The sequence below is a fragment of the Microbacterium sp. bgisy203 genome, assembly GCF_965345155.1.
Classification (GTDB): domain Bacteria; phylum Actinomycetota; class Actinomycetes; order Actinomycetales; family Microbacteriaceae; genus Microbacterium.
Map to the genome: position 1 here is coordinate 22851 of NZ_CBDRLZ010000012.1, position 18432 is coordinate 41282.

Consider the following 18432-nt stretch of genomic DNA (forward strand, 5'->3'; position numbering starts at 1 on the left):
GCGTGTCGTGCCGGTGGTGGGAGTCGAACCCACACGTCCGAAGACAACCGAGTTTGAGTCGGTCGCGTCTGCCATTCCGCCACACCGGCGCACGTGCAATCGACGATACCGCAGGCGCGGGCCCGTCCTGGCTCTAGGATGGACAGGTGACTGAGCAGGAACTGAGCACCCCCACCGGCCCCACGGCGTCCACCGCCCCGCGACGCGTCGTCGTCGCCGAGGACGAGTCGCTGATCCGCCTCGACATCGTGGAGATCCTCCGCGACAACGGCTTCGACGTCGTCGGTGAGGCGGGAGACGGTGAGACCGCCGTGCAGCTCGCGACCGAGCTCCGCCCCGACCTCGTCATCATGGACGTGAAGATGCCCGTCCTCGACGGCATCTCCGCGGCCGAGAAGCTCAGCAAGAATCACGTCGCTCCCGTCGTGCTGCTGACCGCGTTCAGCCAGAAGGAGCTCGTCGAGCGCGCGAGCGAGGCCGGTGCGCTCGCGTACGTCGTGAAGCCGTTCACGCCGAACGACCTGCTGCCGGCGATCGAGATCGCGCTGGCGCGTTACGAGCAGATCATCACGCTCGAGGCCGAGGTCGCCGACATGGTCGAGCGCTTCGAGACCCGCAAGCTCGTCGACCGCGCGAAGGGCCTGCTCAACGAGAAGATGGGGCTGTCTGAGCCCGAGGCGTTCCGCTGGATCCAGAAGGCGTCGATGGACCGCCGCCTCACGATGCAGGACGTCGCGAAGGCGATCATCGAGCAGCTCTCGCCCAAGAAGGCCTGACTCCCTCTTCGCTGGGTCGCGCGCGCGCCTGACGTTCCCGCGCCTGACGCTCCAGCGCCTGACGCTCGCGCGCTTGGCGGTCGCACGTCTAGGTACCGCGCGCCTGCTCCCGTGCGCCTGAATCCCGCGAGACCCGGTGTTCTCGACGAGACCCGGGGTTCGGCGGCCGGGTCTCGTCGAGAACACGCGGTCTCGGGGGCGGCGGCACCGGAGGGTGCCGGCGCGGGCCGGTGCGGTGGAGGGGACGAGCGTCGGGCGGGGGTCAGCGATCCTTGATCATGTTGGTGATGCGGATCGTCGAGCAGCGCCGCCCCTGATCGTCGCTCACGACGATCTCGTGCACGGTTAGTGAACGCCCGAAATGCACGGGCGTGCACACGCCCGTCACGACGCCGGACGTCGCCGAACGCGTGTGCGTCGCGTTGATGTCGACGCCGACCGCGAGGCGGTCGGGGCCCGCGTAGAGGTTCGCCGCCATGGAGCCGAGCGACTCACCGAGGACGACGTATGCCCCGCCGTGCATGAGACCGACGGGCTGCGTGTTCCCCTCCACCGGCATGGTGGCGACGGAGCGCTCGACCGAGAACTCGGTGAACTCCATCCCCATCTTCTCGGCGAGAGCGCCCATGCCGCGCTCGAGCGCCCATTCCAGGCCGTCGGGACCAGGGGCCGAGGCACCGGGGGTCGCAGAATCAGACGTCATCGTTCACCTTCGAGGTCGACCGGCAGGAGTGTCCGACCCGCTGACTACGCTGGAGGGGTGACGGACCCCGCAAAGCCTACCCTTCTCGTCGTCGACGGCCATTCGCTCGCCTACCGTGCGTTCTACGCCCTGCCGGTCGACAACTTCTCGACGAAGGACGGGCAGCACACGAACGGCATCTACGGGTTCCTGTCGATGTTCGTGAACCTCGTGAAGGCCGAGCAGCCCACGCATCTCGCGGTCGCGTTCGACACCTCGCGCCACTCGTTCCGCACCGATCAGTACCCCGAGTACAAGGCGAACCGGTCCGAGTCGCCGGCCGAGTTCAAAGGACAGATCCCCCTCCTGCAGGAGGCGCTGGCCGCGATGAACGTGCCGGTCCTGACGAAGGAGGGCGTGGAGGCCGACGACATCCTCGCGACACTCGCGACGCAAGGCGCCGCCGAAGGGTTCGACGTTCTCGTCTGCTCGGGCGATCGCGACACGATCCAGCTCGTCACCGACGATGTGACCCTGCTGTACCCGAGTGTGCAGGGCGTGTCGCAGCTCAAGCGCTACACTCCGGATGCCGTCGTGGAGAAGTACGGGCTGCCCCCCGCGAACTACCCCGACATCGCCGCGCTCGTCGGGGAGACGAGCGACAACCTGCCCGGTGTGCCGAAGGTGGGGGAGAAGACCGCCGTCAAGTGGCTCACCCAGTGGGGGACGCTGGATGCCCTGCTCGAGAACGCCGACAAGATCACGGGTGTCGTCGGCGGTAACCTGCGCGAGCACCTCGACGACGTGCGCCGCAACCGCTCCCTCAATGCGCTCGTCCGCGACGTCGAACTCGATGCGGCACCGACCGACCTCGCCGTGCAGCCGATCGACGCGCAGGCCGTCCGCGACATCTTCGCGCGCCTCGAGTTCCGCACCCTCCTGCCGCGCGTCTTCGAGGCGATGGGCGACGGCGACGATCCCGGCCACGCCGAGCCCTCCGTCACGGCGCCCGTCGCCGCAGAGCTCGACGCCGACGCCCTGGCCGCGTGGATCGCGGAGAGAACCGCGACCGGTGACGAGGAGCTCGCCCTCACGCTGACCGTCGAGGGTGGGTCGCCCGCGCGCGTCGGCGTGGCTACCGCGGATGCCGCCGTCGAGGCGACCTGGTCGGAAGCAGTGGCCGAGGCCCTGCGCCCGTGGCTCGAGAGCGACGCCCCGAAGGTGCTGACCGACGCGAAGCCGCAGGTGAAGGCGCTGCGCCGCGCCGGCATCCGCCTCAGCGGTCTCTCCTTCGACCCGATCCTCGCCGGATGGCTCCTGCGCCCGAGCTTCCCCGACAAGACGCTCGGCAACCTCGTCGAGCGGTACCTCGACGAGAAGCTCCCGGAGGCCGACCCCACCCAGCTCGTTCCCGAGACCGAGGGAGCCACTCCCGGGCAGCTCAGCTGGTACGCGCTGCGGGTGACCGACGAGATCCGTGAGGAGATGCCGGGGTCCGTGGCATCCGTCCTGTCCGACATCGAGCTGCCGACGCTCGACACGCTCGCCGACATGGAACTCGCCGGCGTCGCGATCTCGCACGACAAGCTCGCCGCGTTCTCCGCGGAGCTCGGCGCCCGCGCCGACGACGTCGCCCAGCGCGCGTACGCCGAGATCGGCCGCGAGGTGAACCTCGGGTCGCCCAAGCAGCTGCAGGAGGTGCTCTTCGAGCAGCTCGAGCTGCCAAAGACGCGGAAGACGAAGACGGGGTACTCGACGGATGCCGCGGTCCTCGCCGACCTGCAGGAGTCGAATCCCCATCCCTTCCTCGACCTGCTGCTGCAGCACCGCGAAGCGACGAAGCTCCGCCAGATCATCGAGAGCCTCGACGCATCGATCGGCGCCGAGGGGCGCACGCACACCACCTACCTCCAGACCGGCAGCCAGACCGGGCGTCTGTCGAGCACCGACCCGAACCTGCAGAACATCCCGATCCGTAACGAGGAGTCGCACCGCATCCGCGCGGCGTTCGAGGTCGGCGAAGGGTACGAGACGCTGCTGACCGCCGACTACTCGCAGATCGAGATGCGGATCATGGCGCACCTCTCCGGCGACGAGGGGCTGATCGAGGCGTTCAACACGGGCGAGGACCTGCACCGGTTCGTCGGCGCACGCGTGTTCGGCGTCGAACCCGCCGACGTGACACCGGCGATGCGCACGAAGGTCAAGGCGATGTCGTACGGCCTCGTCTACGGGCTCAGCGCCTTCGGGCTCTCCAAGCAGCTGCGCATCGACCAGTCCGAGGCGAAGCAGCTCATGACCGAGTACTTCGCCCGCTTCGGAGCCGTGCGTGACTACCTTCGCGAGTCCGTCGCGCAGGCCCGCGTCGACGGCTACACCGAGACGATCTTCGGCCGCCGTCGCCCGTTCCCCGATCTCACGAGCCCGAACCGGGTCCTCCGTGAGAACGCGGAACGCGCCGCGCTCAACGCCCCGATCCAGGGGAGCGCTGCCGACATCATGAAGATCGCGCTCTTCCACATCCACGACCAGCTCGTCCGCGATGAACTGCGCTCGCGGGTGCTCCTTCAGATCCACGACGAACTCGTCGTCGAGGTCGCCCCGGGGGAGTGGGATGCCGTGGAGCAGATCGTCCGGGAACGGATGGGCGACGCGGCCGACCTCACGGTACCGCTCGATGTGCAGATCGGTCGCGGAGCGAACTGGGACGTCGCCGGGCACTGAGCGCGCGCCCACGGACGCTGCACCGCCGGCGCGCACGGGACTCGATGTCGTCGCCGGTGAGACCGAGCCCGAGGGGATTAGGCTCGAGGGATGACTGACGCACTACGCACCACGACCCCGATCGATCAGATCGCGGACGCGTGGGTCGACCGGATCGCCGAACTCTCCCCGACGGCGGCCACCTACATCGGACGCTTCGAGCACAACGCCCGCCTCGACGACCTCTCACCCGCCGGTCACGCCGAGCGCTACGAGGCCGCGAAGGCGACGCTCGCCGCCCTCGACACGGCGGAGCCCGTCGACGACGTCGACATCGTCACGCAGGCCGACCTCTCCGGCGACCTGCGCCTGTTCATCGAGCTCTACGAGGCGGGGGCGCACCTGCGCGACCTCAACGTCATCGCCTCGCCCGCGCAGGAGCTGCGGAGCGTCTTCGACCTCATGCCGACCGACACGGTGGAGGACTGGACCGTCATCTCCGACCGCCTGGGAGCGATCCCCGCCGCGCTGAACGGCTACGTGCAGACGCTTCGTCTGGGCATCGAACGCGGCGTCGTGCCCGCCCGCCGCCAGGTCCGCGAGGTCATCACCCAGATCGCCCGCTACACCGCCGACTCGGGTTTCTTCGCCTCCTTCGCCCACGACGCCGGCCCTGCCGAGGGCCATCTTCCGGCATCCCTCGCCCGCGCCGTCTCCGAGCATGCCGGCGCCGCCCGCGTCGCGTACGACGAGCTCGCCGCGTTCCTCCGCGACGAACTCGACCCCGCGGCATCCGAGCAGGATGCCGTCGGACGCGAGCTCTACGCGCTGCACTCGCGCCGCTTCCTCGGCGCCGAGATCGACCTCGACGAGTCCTACGAATGGGGTCTCGAGGAGCTCGCCCGCATGGTCGCCGAGCAGGAGGCGATCGCGAACGAGATCCTTCCCGGCGCGAGCGTCGAAGAGGCCGTCGCGTTCCTCGAGCAGGACGAGAACCGTAAGCTCCACGGCACCGAGGCGCTCCAGAGCTGGATGCAGGAGACGAGCGACCGCGCCGTCGCAGAACTCGGCAAGACCCACTTCGACATCCCGGAGCCCATCCGCAAGCTCGAGTGCATGATCGCGCCGACCAACGAGGGCGGCATCTACTACACCGGTCCGACGGATGACTTCTCACGGCCCGGACGCATGTGGTGGTCGGTGCCCGAGGGCGTGGACTCGTTCGACACCTGGCGCGAGCTCACCACCGTGTACCACGAGGGTGTCCCGGGCCACCACCTGCAGATCGCGCAGGCGGTCTACAACCGCGCGGAGCTCAACTCATGGCGGCGCCTGCTCGCAGGTTCCAGCGGCCACGCGGAGGGGTGGGCGCTGTACGCCGAGCGCCTCATGGAGCAGCTCGGCTACCTCGACGACCCCGCGGACCGTCTCGGCATGCTCGACGGCCAGCGAATGCGCGCGGCGCGCGTCGTCCTCGACATCGGCGTGCACCTCGGCAAAGAGCGTCCCGACGGTCAGGGCGTGTGGGATGCCGACTACGCGCTGGAGTTCATGCGCCGGAACGTCAACATGTCCGACGAGTTCATCCAATTCGAGGTGAACCGCTACCTCGGCTGGCCGGGACAGGCCCCGTCGTACAAGGTCGGTCAGCGCATCTGGGAGCAGATCCGCGACGACGCCGCCCTGCGCGAAGGCGATGACTTCGACATCAAGGCGTTCCACATGAAGGCGCTGCGCCTGGGCGGCGTCGGTCTCGACACCCTCCGGATGGCGCTCGACCGCTGAGGTCGGCGCCGTCCGATCGCTGAAGGAGACCGGCGTGCGGCTTCCGGGAATGCCGGGCACCGCGCGCCGGTTCCTATTCACATGCATGAAGTGAAACTGGGCCTGGACACCTTCGGCGACGTCACGGTCGGTGACGACGGCACGCGCCTGAGCGACGCGCAGACGTTGCGGAACGTCGTCGACGAGGCGGTGCGCGCCGACGAGGTGGGCCTCGCGTTCTTCGGAGTGGGGGAGCATCACCGGCACGAGTTCGCCGTCTCGAGCCCCGAGCTCGTCCTCGCCGCCGCCGCCGGCCGCACGGAGAAGATCCATCTCGGCACGGCCGTGACGGTGCTCTCCAGCGACGACCCGGTGCGCGTCTACGAGCGGTTCGCGACGCTCGACGGCCTCTCGAACGGGCGCGCCGAGGTCATCCTCGGCCGCGGGTCCTTCATCGAGTCGTTCCCGCTGTTCGGGTACGACCTCGGCGACTACGAGGTGCTCTTCGAGGAGAAGCTCGACCTTTTCTCGCAGCTCCTCGCCGAGAAGCCGGTCACCTGGGAGGGAACGACCCGCGCGTCGCTTACCGACGCCGACGTCTACCCCAAGACCGAGAACGGCATCACCGCCTGGGTGGGCGTCGGGGGCTCGCCGGAGTCGGTCGTCCGCACCGCCCGCTACGGATACGGCCTCATGCTCGCGATCATCGGCGGGTCCGCCGAGCGGTTCCGCCCCTACGTCGACCTCTACCACCGCTCGCTCGACTCGTTCGGACGCGACCCTCTGCCCGTCGGCGTGCACTCGCCGGGGCACATCGCCGACACCGACGAGCAGGCCTGGGAGGAGCTCTACCCGGCGCTCGAGGCGAACCGCAACGCCATCGGCGCCGAGCGCGGCTGGCCGCCGTACAGCCGCCTGCAGTTCCAGCACGACATCGGTCCGGAGGGCGCCGTCTACGCCGGAGCGCCCGAGACGGTGGCGCGGAAGATCGCCGCGACCGTGAAGACGCTCGGGGCCGACCGGTTCGATCTGAAGTACGCGAACGGCACGCTGCCGCACGCCAAGATGCTGCACTCGATCGAGCTGTACGGCACGAAGGTCGCCCCCATCGTGCACGACATCCTCGCAGCCGGCTGAGCGCCGCAGGGCAGGCATCCCACTAGCATGCAGGCATGACCGATGCCCCCGCCCGCACCGACACCTCGGTCGCGGCCCGCCTCGACGCCCTGCCGTTCACCCGCGCCCATCTGAAGGTCCTCACCGGGTCGGGAATCGGGTGGGCCCTCGACGCGATGGACGTCGGTCTGGTGTCCTTCATCCTCGCCGCGCTGACGGCCGAGTGGGCGCTGAAGCCCGAGCAGGCGTCGTGGATCGCCTCGGCCGGGTTCGTCGGCATGGCGGTCGGCGCGAGCCTCGGCGGCCTTCTCGCCGACCGGTTCGGGCGGCGCTCGGTCTTCGCGGTCACGCTGCTCATCTACGGCCTCGCGACGGGAGCGAGCGCCCTCGTCGGGGGACTCGTCGCGCTCATCGTGCTGCGCCTGCTCGTCGGGCTCGGCCTCGGCGCAGAGCTCCCGGTCGCGAGCACCTACGTCAGCGAGTTCGCCCCCGCACGCATGCGCGGACGGCTCATCGTCATCCTCGAGGCGTTCTGGGCCGTCGGGTGGACCGCGGCGGCCCTCATCGGCTTCCTCGTCATCCCGAGCGTCGCCGACGGCTGGCGCTGGGCCTTCGCGATCGGCGCCGTCCCAGCGCTCTACGCACTGATCGTGCGGTGGGGACTCCCGGAATCGGCGCGCTGGCTGGAGAATCGCGGTCGCCACGGCGAAGCGGATGCCGTCGTCACGCGTTTCGAGCAGTCGCCGTCGCTCGACGGGTCGCGTCGGCGGCGCGTGGGCGGGGCGCCGACACCTGCGGCGTCGCCTGCGCCCGCGGCATCCGGCACCGCGTCGGCACTCGCCGCAGCCACCGCGCCCTCCGCTGCCACCTCGCGCTCCGCGGCCGCCCCCGCATCCTCCACCACCCCGGCGCAGCCGACGGCGTGGCAGCGGATGAGGGAGCTCTGGTCGGTCGAGTTCCGCGTCCGCACCGCGAGCCTGTGGCTCGTGTGGTTCTGCGTCAACTTCGCCTACTACGGCGCGTTCATCTGGATTCCCTCTCTCCTGTTCGCGCAGGGGTACGACCTCGTGAAGTCGTTCGGGTTCACGCTCATCATCACGCTCGCCCAGCTCCCGGGCTACGCCGTCGCCGCATGGCTCATCGAAGTGTGGGGGAGGCGCCTGACCCTGTCGGTCTTCCTCGTCGGCTCGGCCGTCTCGGCGCTCTGGTTCGGAACCGCCGGCACCGAGGGCGCGATCATCACGGCGGGGATGGCGCTGTCGTTCTTCAACCTCGGCGCGTGGGGCGCGCTCTACGCCGTCACCCCGGAGAACTACCCGACGTCCGTCCGCGCGACCGGGTCGGGCTGGGCCGCCGCGGTCGGGCGGATCGCGTCGATCATCGCCCCGCTCAGCGTGCCGTACCTGCTGAACCTCGGCGGCGTGCCGCTGCTGTTCACGGTGTTCGCCGCGTTCTTCGTGGTCGCCGCAGCCGCCACGTGGGGCCTCGCCGACCGAAAGGGCGCGGCGCTCGACGACCGCTGACCGCCCGCCGCCGACTCTCCGTCCGCTCTCGGTCCGGCCCGGGTGCCCACGGGTCGTAGGCTCGAGGGGTGGCATCCGTGCGTTTCGTCGCCATCGGCGACTCATTCACCGAAGGCGTCGGCGACGAACTCCCCGACGGCACCGTCCGCGGCTGGGCCGATCTCGTCGCGCAGGGGTGGGCCGACTCGCGCGGCGAGCCGATCGAATACGCGAACCTCGCGATCCGCGGCAAGCTGATCTGGCCGATCGTCGCCGAGCAGCTCGAGCCGGCAATCGCGCTGAAGCCGACGCACCTGAGCTTCAACGGCGGCGGCAACGACATGCTCCGCCCCCGCACGTCGATCTCGCACATCGCCGACGCGTTCAGCCAGGTGCTGCGCCGCTGCGACGAGGAGGGCGTGCAACTCGTGCTCCTCTCCGGCGCGAACCCCTCCGCGCAGCTGCCCCTCAGCCGCGTCATCCAGCGCCGCGGCGACCTGATGTCGGAGGCGGTCGTCGCACGCATCGCCGACCGCCCCGATGTCATCCGGGCCCTCAACTGGCCGGATGCCGCGCTCACCGACCCCTCGTTCTGGTCCGAGGACCGGCTGCACATGAACGCGCGCGGCCATCACCGCGTCGCAGCACGCGTCCTCGACGCCCTGGGCGAGACGGTGCCGAACGGCTGGTGGTCGCTGCCCGAGCTTCCCGAGTCGGTGCGCCTCGCCCGCGGAGAATATTTCCGCGAGCACCTCGGCCCCTGGGTGAAGCGCCGCCTGACCCGTACGTCGTCCGGCGACGGTCGCGAGCCGAAGTTCGGCGGCACCTGGGTCGACGTCACCCCCGCCTGAGGGCCCCGCGGCGGCGCTCTCGCGGCGGGTCCATCCCGAGGAGCACCCGCGTCTTGCGGCGCTCGACGACGATGAAGATCCACCCGAGCACCCAGAGCGGGATCTGGGTGAGGAAAGCGAGGCGGAAGGCATCCAGCCGGTAGGTCTCCGGCGTGCCGGCACCCTGCAGGTCGAGCGTGAGTCCGATCGCGAAGATCGCGACGAGGGCGGCGAGGAATCCGCCGACGTTCGTGATCCCGGTCGCGGTGCTGAGGCGGTGGGCGGGGTTGTGCGTGCGGGCGTGATCGAACGCGATCATCGATGCCGGGCCGCCCATCGCAAGTCCCAGGGCGAGCACGTACAGCAGCCAGAGCGGAGCCGGCCCGTTCCAGGCGATCACGGCGATCCAGGCGGTCATCTGCGCGGCGATCGCCGGGAGGACGAGAGCCCGCGACCGGCGATGCGGGATGCGGCGCGACAGGTCGCCCATCACCGGGCCGATGAGCATGCCGGCGATGACGCACGTCGACAGCACCGCCGCGGCCTGCCCGCGCGAGAGCCCCTCGCCGGCGGTGAGGAACGGCATGCCCCACAGCAGCACGAACGCCGAGCCGGCGAACGGGGTCGCGAAGTGCGACCAGAAGGCGAGCCGCGTGCCGGGGTGGGCCCAGGCGGCGCGGATGCCGACGCCCTTATCCATCGAGGACCGCACGATCTGCACCGCCCCGGTGTCGGTGTCGACGCTGACGTCGGCGGCGACCGTCGGCGGGTGGTTCCGGACGAGGGCGAACACGAGCACCGCGAACAGGATGCAGAGCGCGGCGATGCCGCCGAACACGATCTCCCAGCTCGTCGCATGCAGCACCGCCGCGAGGGGCGCGAGCGCGAGGAGTTGCCCCGACTGGCCGACGAGGCCGGTGAGCTGGCTCATGAGCGGTGCGCGCCGCGCCGGGAACCACGTCGCAATGAGGCGCAGCACCCCCGGGAAGATCGCGGCGTCACCCGCGCCGAGGAGGGTCCGTGCGAAGATCGCGACCCCGACGCTGGGGGAGAACGCGAGCGTCAGCTGCCCCACCGCCATGAGCACCATCCCGATCGCCATGATCGGGCGCGCGCCGTACCGGTCGAGCAGGAGCCCGACGGGGATCTGCATGCCGCCGTACACGGCGAGCTGGACGACGGCGAACATCGACAGCGTCGCCGCGTCGGCGCCGAAGCGCTCGGCCGTGTCGATACCGACGGCGGAGAGGGAGCTGCGGTTGACCACCGCCAGCATGTAGGCCGCGACGCCGACACCCCAGATGAGCCATGCCCGCCATCCCGGCCCGGTGGCGGGGCGGGTGAGAGCGGACATCACCTCCCACGTTACCCGCGATGGCGTTACAGGCCGCACGTGCGTCGCGTCAAGGGTCGCGCGCGAAGCTCCGATGTAGACCACAATGAGCGGATCAGACCCCCGACTGAAGGAACATTCCCATGAGCATCGGACTCGGCATCGCCCTCATCGCCATCGGCGCGATCCTCGTATACGCGATCAACGTCGACACCAGCCAGTTCGTTGACCTCGACATGATCGGCTACATCCTCATGGGCGCCGGCGCGGTCGTGTTCCTCCTCGGCATCGTGTTCCTGGTACGCCGCCGCTCGAGCGAGCAGGTCACGCGCACCGTCGACCCTTCCGGCGAGCGGGTCACGCACACCGAGTCGCGCGTCTCGGGCGACGGCACCGTCTGACCCCGCCTGGCCCGTGCCCGATGATGGGAGCATGACAAAGCTCCGCGTCCACGATCTCGCCGTCTCTCTGGATGGGTTCGCGACGGGGGAGGGGCAGTCTCTCGATGCTCCGTTCGGCCACGCCGGGGGCCGGCTCATGCAGTGGTTCTTCCCGACGCGCACGTTCGTCCGCACGTCCGGTCACGAGTCCGAGGCGGTGGGCGCGGGGACGCAGGGCGTCGACGACGCCTTCGCCGCGGCATCAGGGTCGCGCCGTGCTGATGCACACGAGCGATCGTGGAGTCGATCGAGACGACCCAGTCGATCTTCCCCGCGGCGTCGCCCTGCCTCTGCACCTCGGCCAGCAGCTTCTCCCAGGTGCCGTCCACGGCCCAACGGTTGAACCGCTTGTAGATCGAGTTCCACTTACCGAACCGCTCCGGCACATCCCGCCACGGAGCCCCGGTGCGGTACTTCCACGCCATACCCTCGACAGCCAACCGATGATCCGCCCACGGCCTCGACCTCCCGGACGCCGTCGGCATCAACGGCTCCATCACGGCCCACACCTCGTCAGAGATCTCCTGTCGCGTCACCGCTTAAGACTCACCCAGCCGGGAGCGAAACCTCTTGATCAACACGGCCTAGGTCCACCCGAGATGGATAAGACATCGCTCAGGCTCTCACGGCGTCGCGCTAGCTTGGGGACTTAGGCCCAGTCCTTGTGCGGCGACGTGCCGCCGATACCGGCGTTGAACGTATTCGTCGGATCGAGCTCCTTGAAGTGCTCTTCCATGGACTCCGGCAGCTTGTAGATGCGACCGTAGTTGTGCTCGGCGGGCAGCTTCGCGCCGCGCTCCTCCAGCAGGTGCTGGATGCGGTCGTGCAGCGCCTCGGGATCCACGCCCTGCTTGGCGACATAGTCCTGGTGCATCACATGGCAGAAGAAGTGCCCGTAATACGCCTTGACCTCAAGCTGGTCGTCGATCTCCTCCGGCAGCACCTCGAGCCAGTTCCAATCGTCGCGACGCAGGGCCACATCGATGGGGATGAGCCCTGCGATGTGCCGGCGCTTCAACGCGGCGTAGCGAGTGGCGGCACTGGCCGCGCCGAACCGGTTGAGCGACGCGCTCTTTTCTTCATCAGACGTGCAGATGAAGAACTCACCAGTGTGCTCGGGCTCTGCGAAGAACTCCTTGAGCAACTTCTCGCTCGCGGCCTTCTGCGACTCGCTGACGGTGAGCAGCAGGTGATGCTCGAAACGGTTGCCGTACTCCATCATGCGCTTGGGCAGCTGGTTGGGCAGCACGCTGAACATGGCTTGCGATACCGTGTCGGCGAAGGTCGGACCAATGCCGGGAATCTTGGAGAACAAGCCGTTGGCCCACGTCTTGAACGAGAACATGCGCGTCTGCAGCGCTGGACTCATGAACTTCAGGAAGACGAAGGTGTCTTTGCCGTACTTCTCGGCCAAGTCGAAGGCACTGCGGCCCATGTACTCACCAGAGATAGGCAGCGGCATGTCGGCTTCGAGGAACAACCGACGGATCTCTTCGAGCTCGTGCGTGTTGTTCGTGCCGATGTAAAACACGGTCGGGTGCACTTCGCGAGGGAAGGTGCGGGTGCGCACCGCGAACACCATCAGCTTGCCGGCCGGGCCGGATGCCTCGAACAGGTACTCGGGGTTCGCATTGTAGCGAGCAGGCGAAGGCACGATCTTGCGCAAGTGCTCGGCGTACTCGGTCTCGTTCGTGTCTTCGGGAGCTGGGGTGACATCCTCGGGAGACCACTCGCCGCGCTGTAGACGGTCGAGTGCGACCTCAGGGTCGTCTCCGAGCGAGATGCCCAGGTGATTGACCAGCTCGACCTTGCCGTCGTCGTTGACGCGGGCGAAGATCGCTTCGCGCGTGAATGCCGGACCCTTGCGAATCTGGCTGCCGCCCGAGTTGTTCGCGATGCCGCCGATGACCGAGGCGCCGATTGATGTCGACCCGATCACCGAGTGCGGCTCGCGCTGGTGCTTGGCGAGCGCGTCGGTCAGGTGTGTCAGCGGGGTGCCCGCGAGCGAGATCGCCTCGCGCGCGTCGTTGATGAGGTGCACCTCATCGATGCGGTGAGTCGAGATGATCACAATGGGGCGATCGTAGTCTTGGAAGCCGGGGCCGGATCCACCAGTCAGGCCCGTGTTCGATGCCTGCGGGATGACGATGAGGTTGTTGTCGACGGATACCTGCAGCGCCCGCCACATCTCGACCAGCGTGCCGGGGCGCACCACGGCGAAGACTGGTCCTCCGCCGAATCGATAGCCTTTGCTGAATGACATCGTGGCACGCTCAGAGGTCAGTACATGTTCGTCGCCGACGATTCTCTTGAACGCATCGATCGCTTCGTGCGAAGTCGTGGTGGTCTGTCCCGGTTGCGTCATCTCTAAGCTTCCTATATTCAGTGTGCATCACAAGCGCGTCATGATGCTGAGGGGATGTCGCCTTGATCCGAGCTAGTCCGCGGTCGTTCATTTTTTGATGGGCGGGGAAACGAGCCAGGGGGACGACGTCTGCGACCGTCTGCCCGGAAGCTCGCTACGGCGTCGAAGGAGTGTGCGTGTGCGTATGCATGTGCATACGCGCATCGGACCGCGGTACTTTCGGACTCCGGTAGGTTCGGACCGCGATAGTTCGGACCGCGATAGTTCGGACCGCGATAGTTCGGACCGCGATGTCGGCCACTGCCCTCACCCCATAGATCGACGCAGCAATCAGACTCGCCTAGCGCCGCTTGAACCGTCCCAGGTTTGGTGCCGCATCTTTTCGAGTTGAGAGGATGGCGTCATGCCGCGCAGCAACTGCGATCCGCCTACCACGCGAAGGATCTCGCCGAGGGCCGCCGAATCGCGGAGCGAGTCGCCGAGACATTCCACACCTGCCCGATCCCGGAGATCGCCCGCCTCGGTCGCACCCTGCGCCGGTGGCGGTCAGCGTTCCTCGCGTATTTCGCGACCGGGCGCGCGAACAACGGCGGCACCGAGGCGATCAACGGAATCATCGAGCTGCACCGGCGCCTCGCCCGCGGCTATCGCAACCGGCACAACTACCGCCTCCGCATGCTCCTCGCCGCCGGCGGCCTCACCCCATGACCCCCACCGAATGTCCGAAGAGCCACTTTGCACCGGACTGAGATGCAACTAGTATCTATCTTGTTCATCAGCACGGGGACGGGGTCATGGAGCATCAGGAGACGGAGGCATCCGCCGCGGATGCCGCGTACGCGAAGGTCAAGGAGCGGATCCTCGACGGCGATCTCGCCGGCGGGACGATGGTCAGCGAAGGAACGATCGCCGACGAACTCGGGATGAGCCGCACCCCCGTCCGCGAGGCGTTCCTGCGCTTGCAAGTCGAGGGGTGGATGCGGCTGTACCCCAAGCGCGGTGCGCTGATCCGCGATGTGACGCCGGGAGAGCTCGACGACGTCGTCGAGGCGCGAATCCTCATCGAGACCGATGCCGTGCGGCGGCTCGTCCGTGACTCCGAACGGGTGCAGGACGTCGTCGACGAGCTCTCCGACATCCTCGACGCGCAACGCCGCGCGTACGAGGCATCCGACCTCGCGCGGCTCGCCGAGGCAGACACGGCCTTCCACGCCCGGATCGTCGCGGCCGGCGGGAACGCCCTGCTCGCAGAGTTCTTCGCGACGCTGCGCGATCGGCAGAGGCGGATGCTCGCGTGGTCGCTCTGGCGACGCGACGACCGAGCCGAGCAGGTGCTCGACGATCACGGATTGCTCGTCCGCCTCATCGGCGATGGCGAGACCGCGGCGTTCGAGGTGGCACTCGGCCGTCACATCAAGAAGACCCACCGGGAGCTGCTGTCATGAGTGAGATGTCCTCCGAGGGAGCCGCCGCCGAAGAGCGGATCGCGATCGTCCCCTGGATGCGCGTGAGCGCTGCCCTGTTCGCTGTCGCGTGGGGTGGAAACGAGTTCACACCGCTGCTCGTGATGTACCGCCAGATCGACCAGATGAGCGCCTTCAGCGTGAATGTACTGCTCGGGGCATATGTCCTGGGCATCGTGCCCGCGCTCCTTCTCGGCGGCCCGCTGTCCGACCGGTACGGCCGCCGACCGCTGTTCGTCCCCGCCCCGATCATCGCGATTGCGGGCAGCACGCTCCTCGCCGTCGGGGCTTCCTCGATGCCGCTCCTGTTCGCCGGGCGGGTGCTGTCGGGTATCGCGCTGGGGCTCGTGATGGCAGTCGGCACGAGCTGGGTGAAAGAGCTCTCCGAGCCTCCGTTCACGACCCGCGCCGTCGACGGCCGTGGCGCCTCACGCGCTGCACTCGCACTGACGTCCGGGTTCGCGCTGGGCGCCGGATTCGCGGCGGCGCTCGGGCAGTTCGGCCCGATCCCCACCGCGTCGCCCTACCTCCTGCACATCGCTCTCACCCTCGTCGCGCTCGTGCTGCTGTGGGCGGCGCCGGAGAGCCGGCCGCGCCGAGACACCTCTGGGCCGCTCCTCGCCGACCTGCGCATCCCCACCGCGATGCACCGCCGGTTCCTCCTCGTCGTCGCCCCGATGGCGCCGTGGGTCTTCGGCACCGCCGCAAGCGCGTACGCGATCCTGCCGGGCCTCATGATGTCGCAGGCGCCGGGACTGCAGATCGGTGTGTCGGGTCTGCTGTGCGTCGTCGCGCTCGGCTGCGGTGTCGCGGTGCAGCGGTTCGCCGCGAAGGTCGACACCCCGCTGTCGGCCCGCGGCATCGGGATCGCGCTGACGGTCACCGTTCCCGCCATGATCCTGGCCGCCGTCGCGGTGAGCCTCAACTCGCTCGCCTGGGCGTTCGTGGCCGCCGCGGCACTCGGCGCAGCCTACGGCATGCTGCTCGTCGGGGGACTGCGCGAGATTCAGCGGATCGCCGGTCCGCGCGATCTTGCCGGACTCACCGCGGTGTACTACTCACTGACGTATCTCGGGTTCTTCATCCCGGCGATCCTCGCCGCGCTCGGCGCGTGGATCCCGTACACGACGATGTTCCTCGCCGGCGCGGTCCTGGCGGCGGTCAGCGTCGGGATCGTCGCGCTCAGCTGGCGCCGGCACCTGCCGGCGGCCTGATGAGGAACCGGCCGGGCGCGGCGTCCTCGCGAAGACCTCGCAAAAAAGGGGGCGCGGGAAGGACATGTCCTCCCCGCGCCCCCTTCGGATGCATCAGTTGTAGAGCATTCCGCCGTCCACGAGCAGCACCTGACCGGTCACGTAGTCGGCCTTCTCGCTTGCGAGGAACGACACGACGTTCGCGACGTCTTCGGGCGTCTCGATGCGGCCGAGGGCGATGCTCTCGACGTTCTCCTTGAGGTTCTGGCCCCGCGGCTTGCCGTTGATCTCCGACAGCTTCTCGTCGATGAGGTCCCACATGCCCGTGCCGACGATGCCGGGAGCGTACGCGTTGACGGTGATGCCCTTCGGGGCGAGCTCCTGCGCCGCGACCTGCGTGAGGCCGCGCACGGCGAACTTCGACGCCGAGTACGCGCCGAGGATCGGGAAGCCCTTGATCGACGCGATCGAGGCGGCGGAGATGATCTTGCCCTTCACACCGAGCTCGATGAACTTGTCGGCAGCGGCCTGGATGCCGAAGACCACGCTGTTCACGTTGATGGAGAAGATCTTGTCGAGCTCTTCCGCCGTCACTTCGAGGATCGGCTTGACCTGCGCGATGCCCGCGTTGTTCACGATGACGTCGAACCCGCCGAGCTGCGTGGCGGCTGCGTCCACAGCGGCGACGACGTCTTCCTTCTTCGACACGTCGGCAGCCACGAAGATCGCACGGCGGCCCAGCGCCTCGATCTCCGCGACGACGCCGCGCGCCTTCTCCTCCTGGAACGTGAGGTCTGCGACGGCGACGTCGAAGCCGTCCTTCGCGAGCTGGAGCGCGACTCCGCGACCGATTCCCTGACCTGCGCCCGAGACGAGAGCGACCTTGGCAGTGGACATTCCGACTACTCCTTCATGGTTCGATGAAGCGCTGTCGCGCTCCGAGAGAAGGTCGCCCGAAGGCACGTTGCTCGGCGCCGCACGACCCTCGACATCCTCGCAAAACTCATCGAGTCGGACGGAGATGGCAAGTATGCTCGCGAAGACCGCGTCCACGAGCTGCTTTTCCCCATGCGCAAGGACTCGAACGATGTCGGGGCCGATGCGTCGAACCTGTGGATTCTGGACGAGCGGCTCGTCTTCCACACTACCTCGCGTCCGACAAGACTCTCAAGAGCATGCCCGTCACGGACGACGCCTCGACGAACCGACCGGACATACTGGCGACACGCGTGCTCGAGGCGGACTCGCCCGTGCTCGCGACCGCGGGGCAGAAGTTGCCGCTGCAGTCGATCGTCGTCGTCGAGCTCAAGCGCCCCATGCGCAACGACGCGACGACGGAGGACAAGAACCCCATCGCGCAGTGCCTTGACTACGTCGCGCGGGTTCGCGAGGGCAAAGTAGCGACGGCAACCGGGCGGCTGATTCCGTCGAGCGCGCAGGAGCCGCCGGCCTTCTGCTACGTCATCGCCGACCTGACGCCAACGATGGAGCGCATGTGCAAGCTGTCGAACTTGACCAAGACGCATGACGGGCTCGGGTACTTCGGCTACGTCGAGCCGTACAAGGCGTGTGTCGAGGTCATCAGTTTCGACGGCCTCGTCAACGCGGCCACGGAGCGGAACAGGGCGTTCTTCGACAGGCTCGGCCTACCGTCGAGCTAGGCCGTGTTGATCAAGAGGCGGGGCCGGGCGCGGCCAGTGATTCCATCCGACGGGAAGGTCGCGGAGGACGGGCTTGGCGTCTTTGAGGCGCTGGGCAGGAAGATCTTGGGAGCGGGATTTCCCGGAGCTCGCGCCGTCGGGATAGGTGAAGGCGTAATCGACCCAGGGGCGAAGTCCGCGTTCGGTCGTCTCTCGGTAGTTGCCGCTGACGGTCGCGAACACTTGCTGCTCGAGTTCATCGGCTTCGGCCTCCCAGTTCGAGTCGCAAGCGTCGCAACCGCAGACTGGGTAGTGGAAGTCGTGCAATAGTCCCGCGTGCATGTAGATCCCCGGATAAGCGGTGGGGTCTGCCCCGAGTTTGGTTGACATCTGAACTGTGAGGATTCGTCCTCGCTGGAAGGATGTTTCTGTGGCAAAGCCCTATCCCCGAGAGTTCCGCGATGATGTCGTGGCCGTGGCCCGGAAGGGTCAAGCGCCGTTGGCGCAGATCGCGAAAGACTTCGGTATCTCCGAAGGCTCGCTGTCGAACTGGTTGAAGCAGGCCGACGTCGAGGACGGCAAACGTGCCGGCCTGACCGAGGACGAGCGTATGCAGCTGCGGGAG

17 protein-coding genes, 1 tRNA gene and 1 pseudogene are annotated in these 18432 nt (G+C 68.3%); 12 read left to right on the forward strand and 7 right to left on the reverse strand.

Annotated features, from left to right (window positions below; all coding sequences use genetic code 11):
* Positions 1 to 8 precede the first annotated feature (8 nt).
* A tRNA-Leu gene (locus ACRVYW_RS13560) sits at positions 9 to 89 on the reverse strand.
* Positions 90 to 146: 57 nt separating this feature from the next.
* On the opposite strand from ACRVYW_RS13560, the gene ACRVYW_RS13565 reads away from it, so the two are divergent.
* Positions 147 to 776: an ANTAR domain-containing response regulator gene (locus tag ACRVYW_RS13565; protein WP_431805273.1), complete on the forward strand. Its 630-nt coding sequence runs from the start codon at positions 147 to 149 to the stop codon at positions 774 to 776.
* Between the two features lie 262 nt (positions 777 to 1038).
* Here ACRVYW_RS13565 and ACRVYW_RS13570 read toward each other — a convergent pair whose 3' ends face one another.
* Positions 1039 to 1479, reverse strand: a complete 441-nt coding sequence (locus tag ACRVYW_RS13570) for a hotdog fold thioesterase (protein ID WP_431805274.1) — start codon at positions 1477 to 1479, stop codon at positions 1039 to 1041.
* A gap of 57 nt (positions 1480 to 1536) precedes the next feature.
* On the opposite strand from ACRVYW_RS13570, the gene polA reads away from it, so the two are divergent.
* From polA to ACRVYW_RS13595, 5 genes are all read left to right on the forward strand, one after another.
* Complete coding sequence (gene polA / locus ACRVYW_RS13575; protein ID WP_431805275.1) at positions 1537 to 4182, forward strand: DNA polymerase I; 2646 nt, start codon at positions 1537 to 1539, stop codon at positions 4180 to 4182.
* Between the two features lie 90 nt (positions 4183 to 4272).
* Complete coding sequence (locus ACRVYW_RS13580) at positions 4273 to 5946, forward strand: DUF885 domain-containing protein (protein ID WP_431805276.1); 1674 nt, start codon at positions 4273 to 4275, stop codon at positions 5944 to 5946.
* 81 nt (positions 5947 to 6027) lie between these two features.
* Positions 6028 to 7062 carry an LLM class flavin-dependent oxidoreductase gene (locus tag ACRVYW_RS13585; protein WP_431805277.1) on the forward strand — a complete coding sequence of 345 codons (1035 nt, stop codon included), beginning with the start codon at positions 6028 to 6030 and terminating at the stop codon, positions 7060 to 7062.
* Positions 7063 to 7097: 35 nt separating this feature from the next.
* Complete coding sequence (locus ACRVYW_RS13590) at positions 7098 to 8564, forward strand: MFS transporter (RefSeq protein ID WP_431805278.1); 1467 nt, start codon at positions 7098 to 7100, stop codon at positions 8562 to 8564.
* 68 nt (positions 8565 to 8632) lie between these two features.
* Complete coding sequence (locus tag ACRVYW_RS13595; protein ID WP_431805279.1) at positions 8633 to 9394, forward strand: SGNH/GDSL hydrolase family protein; 762 nt, start codon at positions 8633 to 8635, stop codon at positions 9392 to 9394.
* On the opposite strand, the gene ACRVYW_RS13600 is transcribed toward ACRVYW_RS13595, so the two are convergent.
* On the reverse strand, positions 9381 to 10727 hold the full coding sequence (locus tag ACRVYW_RS13600; RefSeq protein WP_431805280.1) for an MFS transporter: 1347 nt from the start codon (positions 10725 to 10727) through the stop codon (positions 9381 to 9383). The genes ACRVYW_RS13595 and ACRVYW_RS13600 overlap by 14 nt on opposite strands.
* 122 nt (positions 10728 to 10849) lie before the next feature.
* Here ACRVYW_RS13600 and ACRVYW_RS13605 point away from each other — a divergent pair, with 122 nt between their 5' ends.
* Positions 10850 to 11107, forward strand: a complete 258-nt coding sequence (locus ACRVYW_RS13605; RefSeq protein WP_431805281.1) for a DUF6458 family protein — start codon at positions 10850 to 10852, stop codon at positions 11105 to 11107.
* Positions 11108 to 11241: 134 nt separating this feature from the next.
* On the opposite strand, the gene ACRVYW_RS13610 is transcribed toward ACRVYW_RS13605, so the two are convergent.
* Positions 11242 to 11682 (reverse strand): IS5 family transposase, encoded by a 441-nt coding sequence (locus ACRVYW_RS13610; RefSeq protein WP_431805282.1) that lies wholly within the window; start codon positions 11680 to 11682, stop codon positions 11242 to 11244.
* Between the two features lie 113 nt (positions 11683 to 11795).
* Entirely contained in the window at positions 11796 to 13511 is a 1716-nt protein-coding gene (gene dld, locus ACRVYW_RS13615) for a D-lactate dehydrogenase (protein WP_431805283.1), read from the reverse strand.
* 408 nt (positions 13512 to 13919) lie between these two features.
* Between dld and ACRVYW_RS13620 the strand changes: the two are divergent.
* The 3 genes and pseudogenes from ACRVYW_RS13620 to ACRVYW_RS13630 all read left to right on the forward strand — a co-directional run.
* Positions 13920 to 14219 (forward strand): annotated as a pseudogene (locus ACRVYW_RS13620) (ISL3 family transposase); the annotation flags it as partial.
* Positions 14220 to 14305: 86 nt separating this feature from the next.
* Positions 14306 to 14956, forward strand: coding sequence for a GntR family transcriptional regulator (locus tag ACRVYW_RS13625; RefSeq protein WP_431805284.1), 651 nt, complete (start codon positions 14306 to 14308; stop codon positions 14954 to 14956).
* Positions 14953 to 16188: an MFS transporter gene (locus ACRVYW_RS13630; protein WP_431805285.1), complete on the forward strand. Its 1236-nt coding sequence runs from the start codon at positions 14953 to 14955 to the stop codon at positions 16186 to 16188. The genes ACRVYW_RS13625 and ACRVYW_RS13630 overlap by 4 nt, the downstream gene beginning before the upstream one ends.
* A gap of 93 nt (positions 16189 to 16281) precedes the next feature.
* Here ACRVYW_RS13630 and ACRVYW_RS13635 read toward each other — a convergent pair whose 3' ends face one another.
* Positions 16282 to 17064 (reverse strand): acetoin reductase, encoded by a 783-nt coding sequence (locus tag ACRVYW_RS13635; RefSeq protein WP_431805286.1) that lies wholly within the window; start codon positions 17062 to 17064, stop codon positions 16282 to 16284.
* A gap of 278 nt (positions 17065 to 17342) precedes the next feature.
* Here ACRVYW_RS13635 and ACRVYW_RS13640 point away from each other — a divergent pair, with 278 nt between their 5' ends.
* Positions 17343 to 17828, forward strand: coding sequence for a hypothetical protein (locus tag ACRVYW_RS13640; RefSeq protein ID WP_431805287.1), 486 nt, complete (start codon positions 17343 to 17345; stop codon positions 17826 to 17828).
* On the opposite strand, the gene ACRVYW_RS13645 is transcribed toward ACRVYW_RS13640, so the two are convergent.
* The gene (locus ACRVYW_RS13645) at positions 17814 to 18197 is read right to left on the reverse strand and encodes a DUF6226 family protein (RefSeq protein WP_431805288.1); all 384 of its coding nucleotides are present in this window, start codon (positions 18195 to 18197) and stop codon (positions 17814 to 17816) included. The two genes, ACRVYW_RS13640 and ACRVYW_RS13645, sit on opposite strands and share 15 nt — an antisense overlap.
* A 40-nt stretch (positions 18198 to 18237) precedes the next feature.
* Between ACRVYW_RS13645 and ACRVYW_RS13650 the strand changes: the two genes are divergently transcribed.
* Positions 18238 to 18432 (forward strand): transposase (locus tag ACRVYW_RS13650; protein ID WP_431805289.1); only part of this gene is annotated, 195 nt, incomplete at its 3' end.

Coding starts and splice junctions, on each gene's coding strand:
- ACRVYW_RS13570 (WP_431805274.1), bottom strand. CDS start 1,479: ATGACGTCTGATTCTGCGACCCCCGGTGCCTCGGCCCCTGGTCCCGAC.
- ACRVYW_RS13625 (WP_431805284.1), top strand. CDS start 14,306: ATGGAGCATCAGGAGACGGAGGCATCCGCCGCGGATGCCGCGTACGCG.
- ACRVYW_RS13580 (WP_431805276.1), top strand. CDS start 4,273: ATGACTGACGCACTACGCACCACGACCCCGATCGATCAGATCGCGGAC.
- ACRVYW_RS13630 (WP_431805285.1), top strand. CDS start 14,953: ATGAGTGAGATGTCCTCCGAGGGAGCCGCCGCCGAAGAGCGGATCGCG.
- ACRVYW_RS13645 (WP_431805288.1), bottom strand. CDS start 18,197: ATGTCAACCAAACTCGGGGCAGACCCCACCGCTTATCCGGGGATCTAC.
- ACRVYW_RS13640 (WP_431805287.1), top strand. CDS start 17,343: ATGCCCGTCACGGACGACGCCTCGACGAACCGACCGGACATACTGGCG.
- ACRVYW_RS13590 (WP_431805278.1), top strand. CDS start 7,098: ATGACCGATGCCCCCGCCCGCACCGACACCTCGGTCGCGGCCCGCCTC.
- dld (WP_431805283.1), bottom strand. CDS start 13,511: ATGACGCAACCGGGACAGACCACCACGACTTCGCACGAAGCGATCGAT.
- ACRVYW_RS13635 (WP_431805286.1), bottom strand. CDS start 17,064: ATGTCCACTGCCAAGGTCGCTCTCGTCTCGGGCGCAGGTCAGGGAATC.
- ACRVYW_RS13600 (WP_431805280.1), bottom strand. CDS start 10,727: ATGTCCGCTCTCACCCGCCCCGCCACCGGGCCGGGATGGCGGGCATGG.
- ACRVYW_RS13605 (WP_431805281.1), top strand. CDS start 10,850: ATGAGCATCGGACTCGGCATCGCCCTCATCGCCATCGGCGCGATCCTC.
- ACRVYW_RS13585 (WP_431805277.1), top strand. CDS start 6,028: ATGCATGAAGTGAAACTGGGCCTGGACACCTTCGGCGACGTCACGGTC.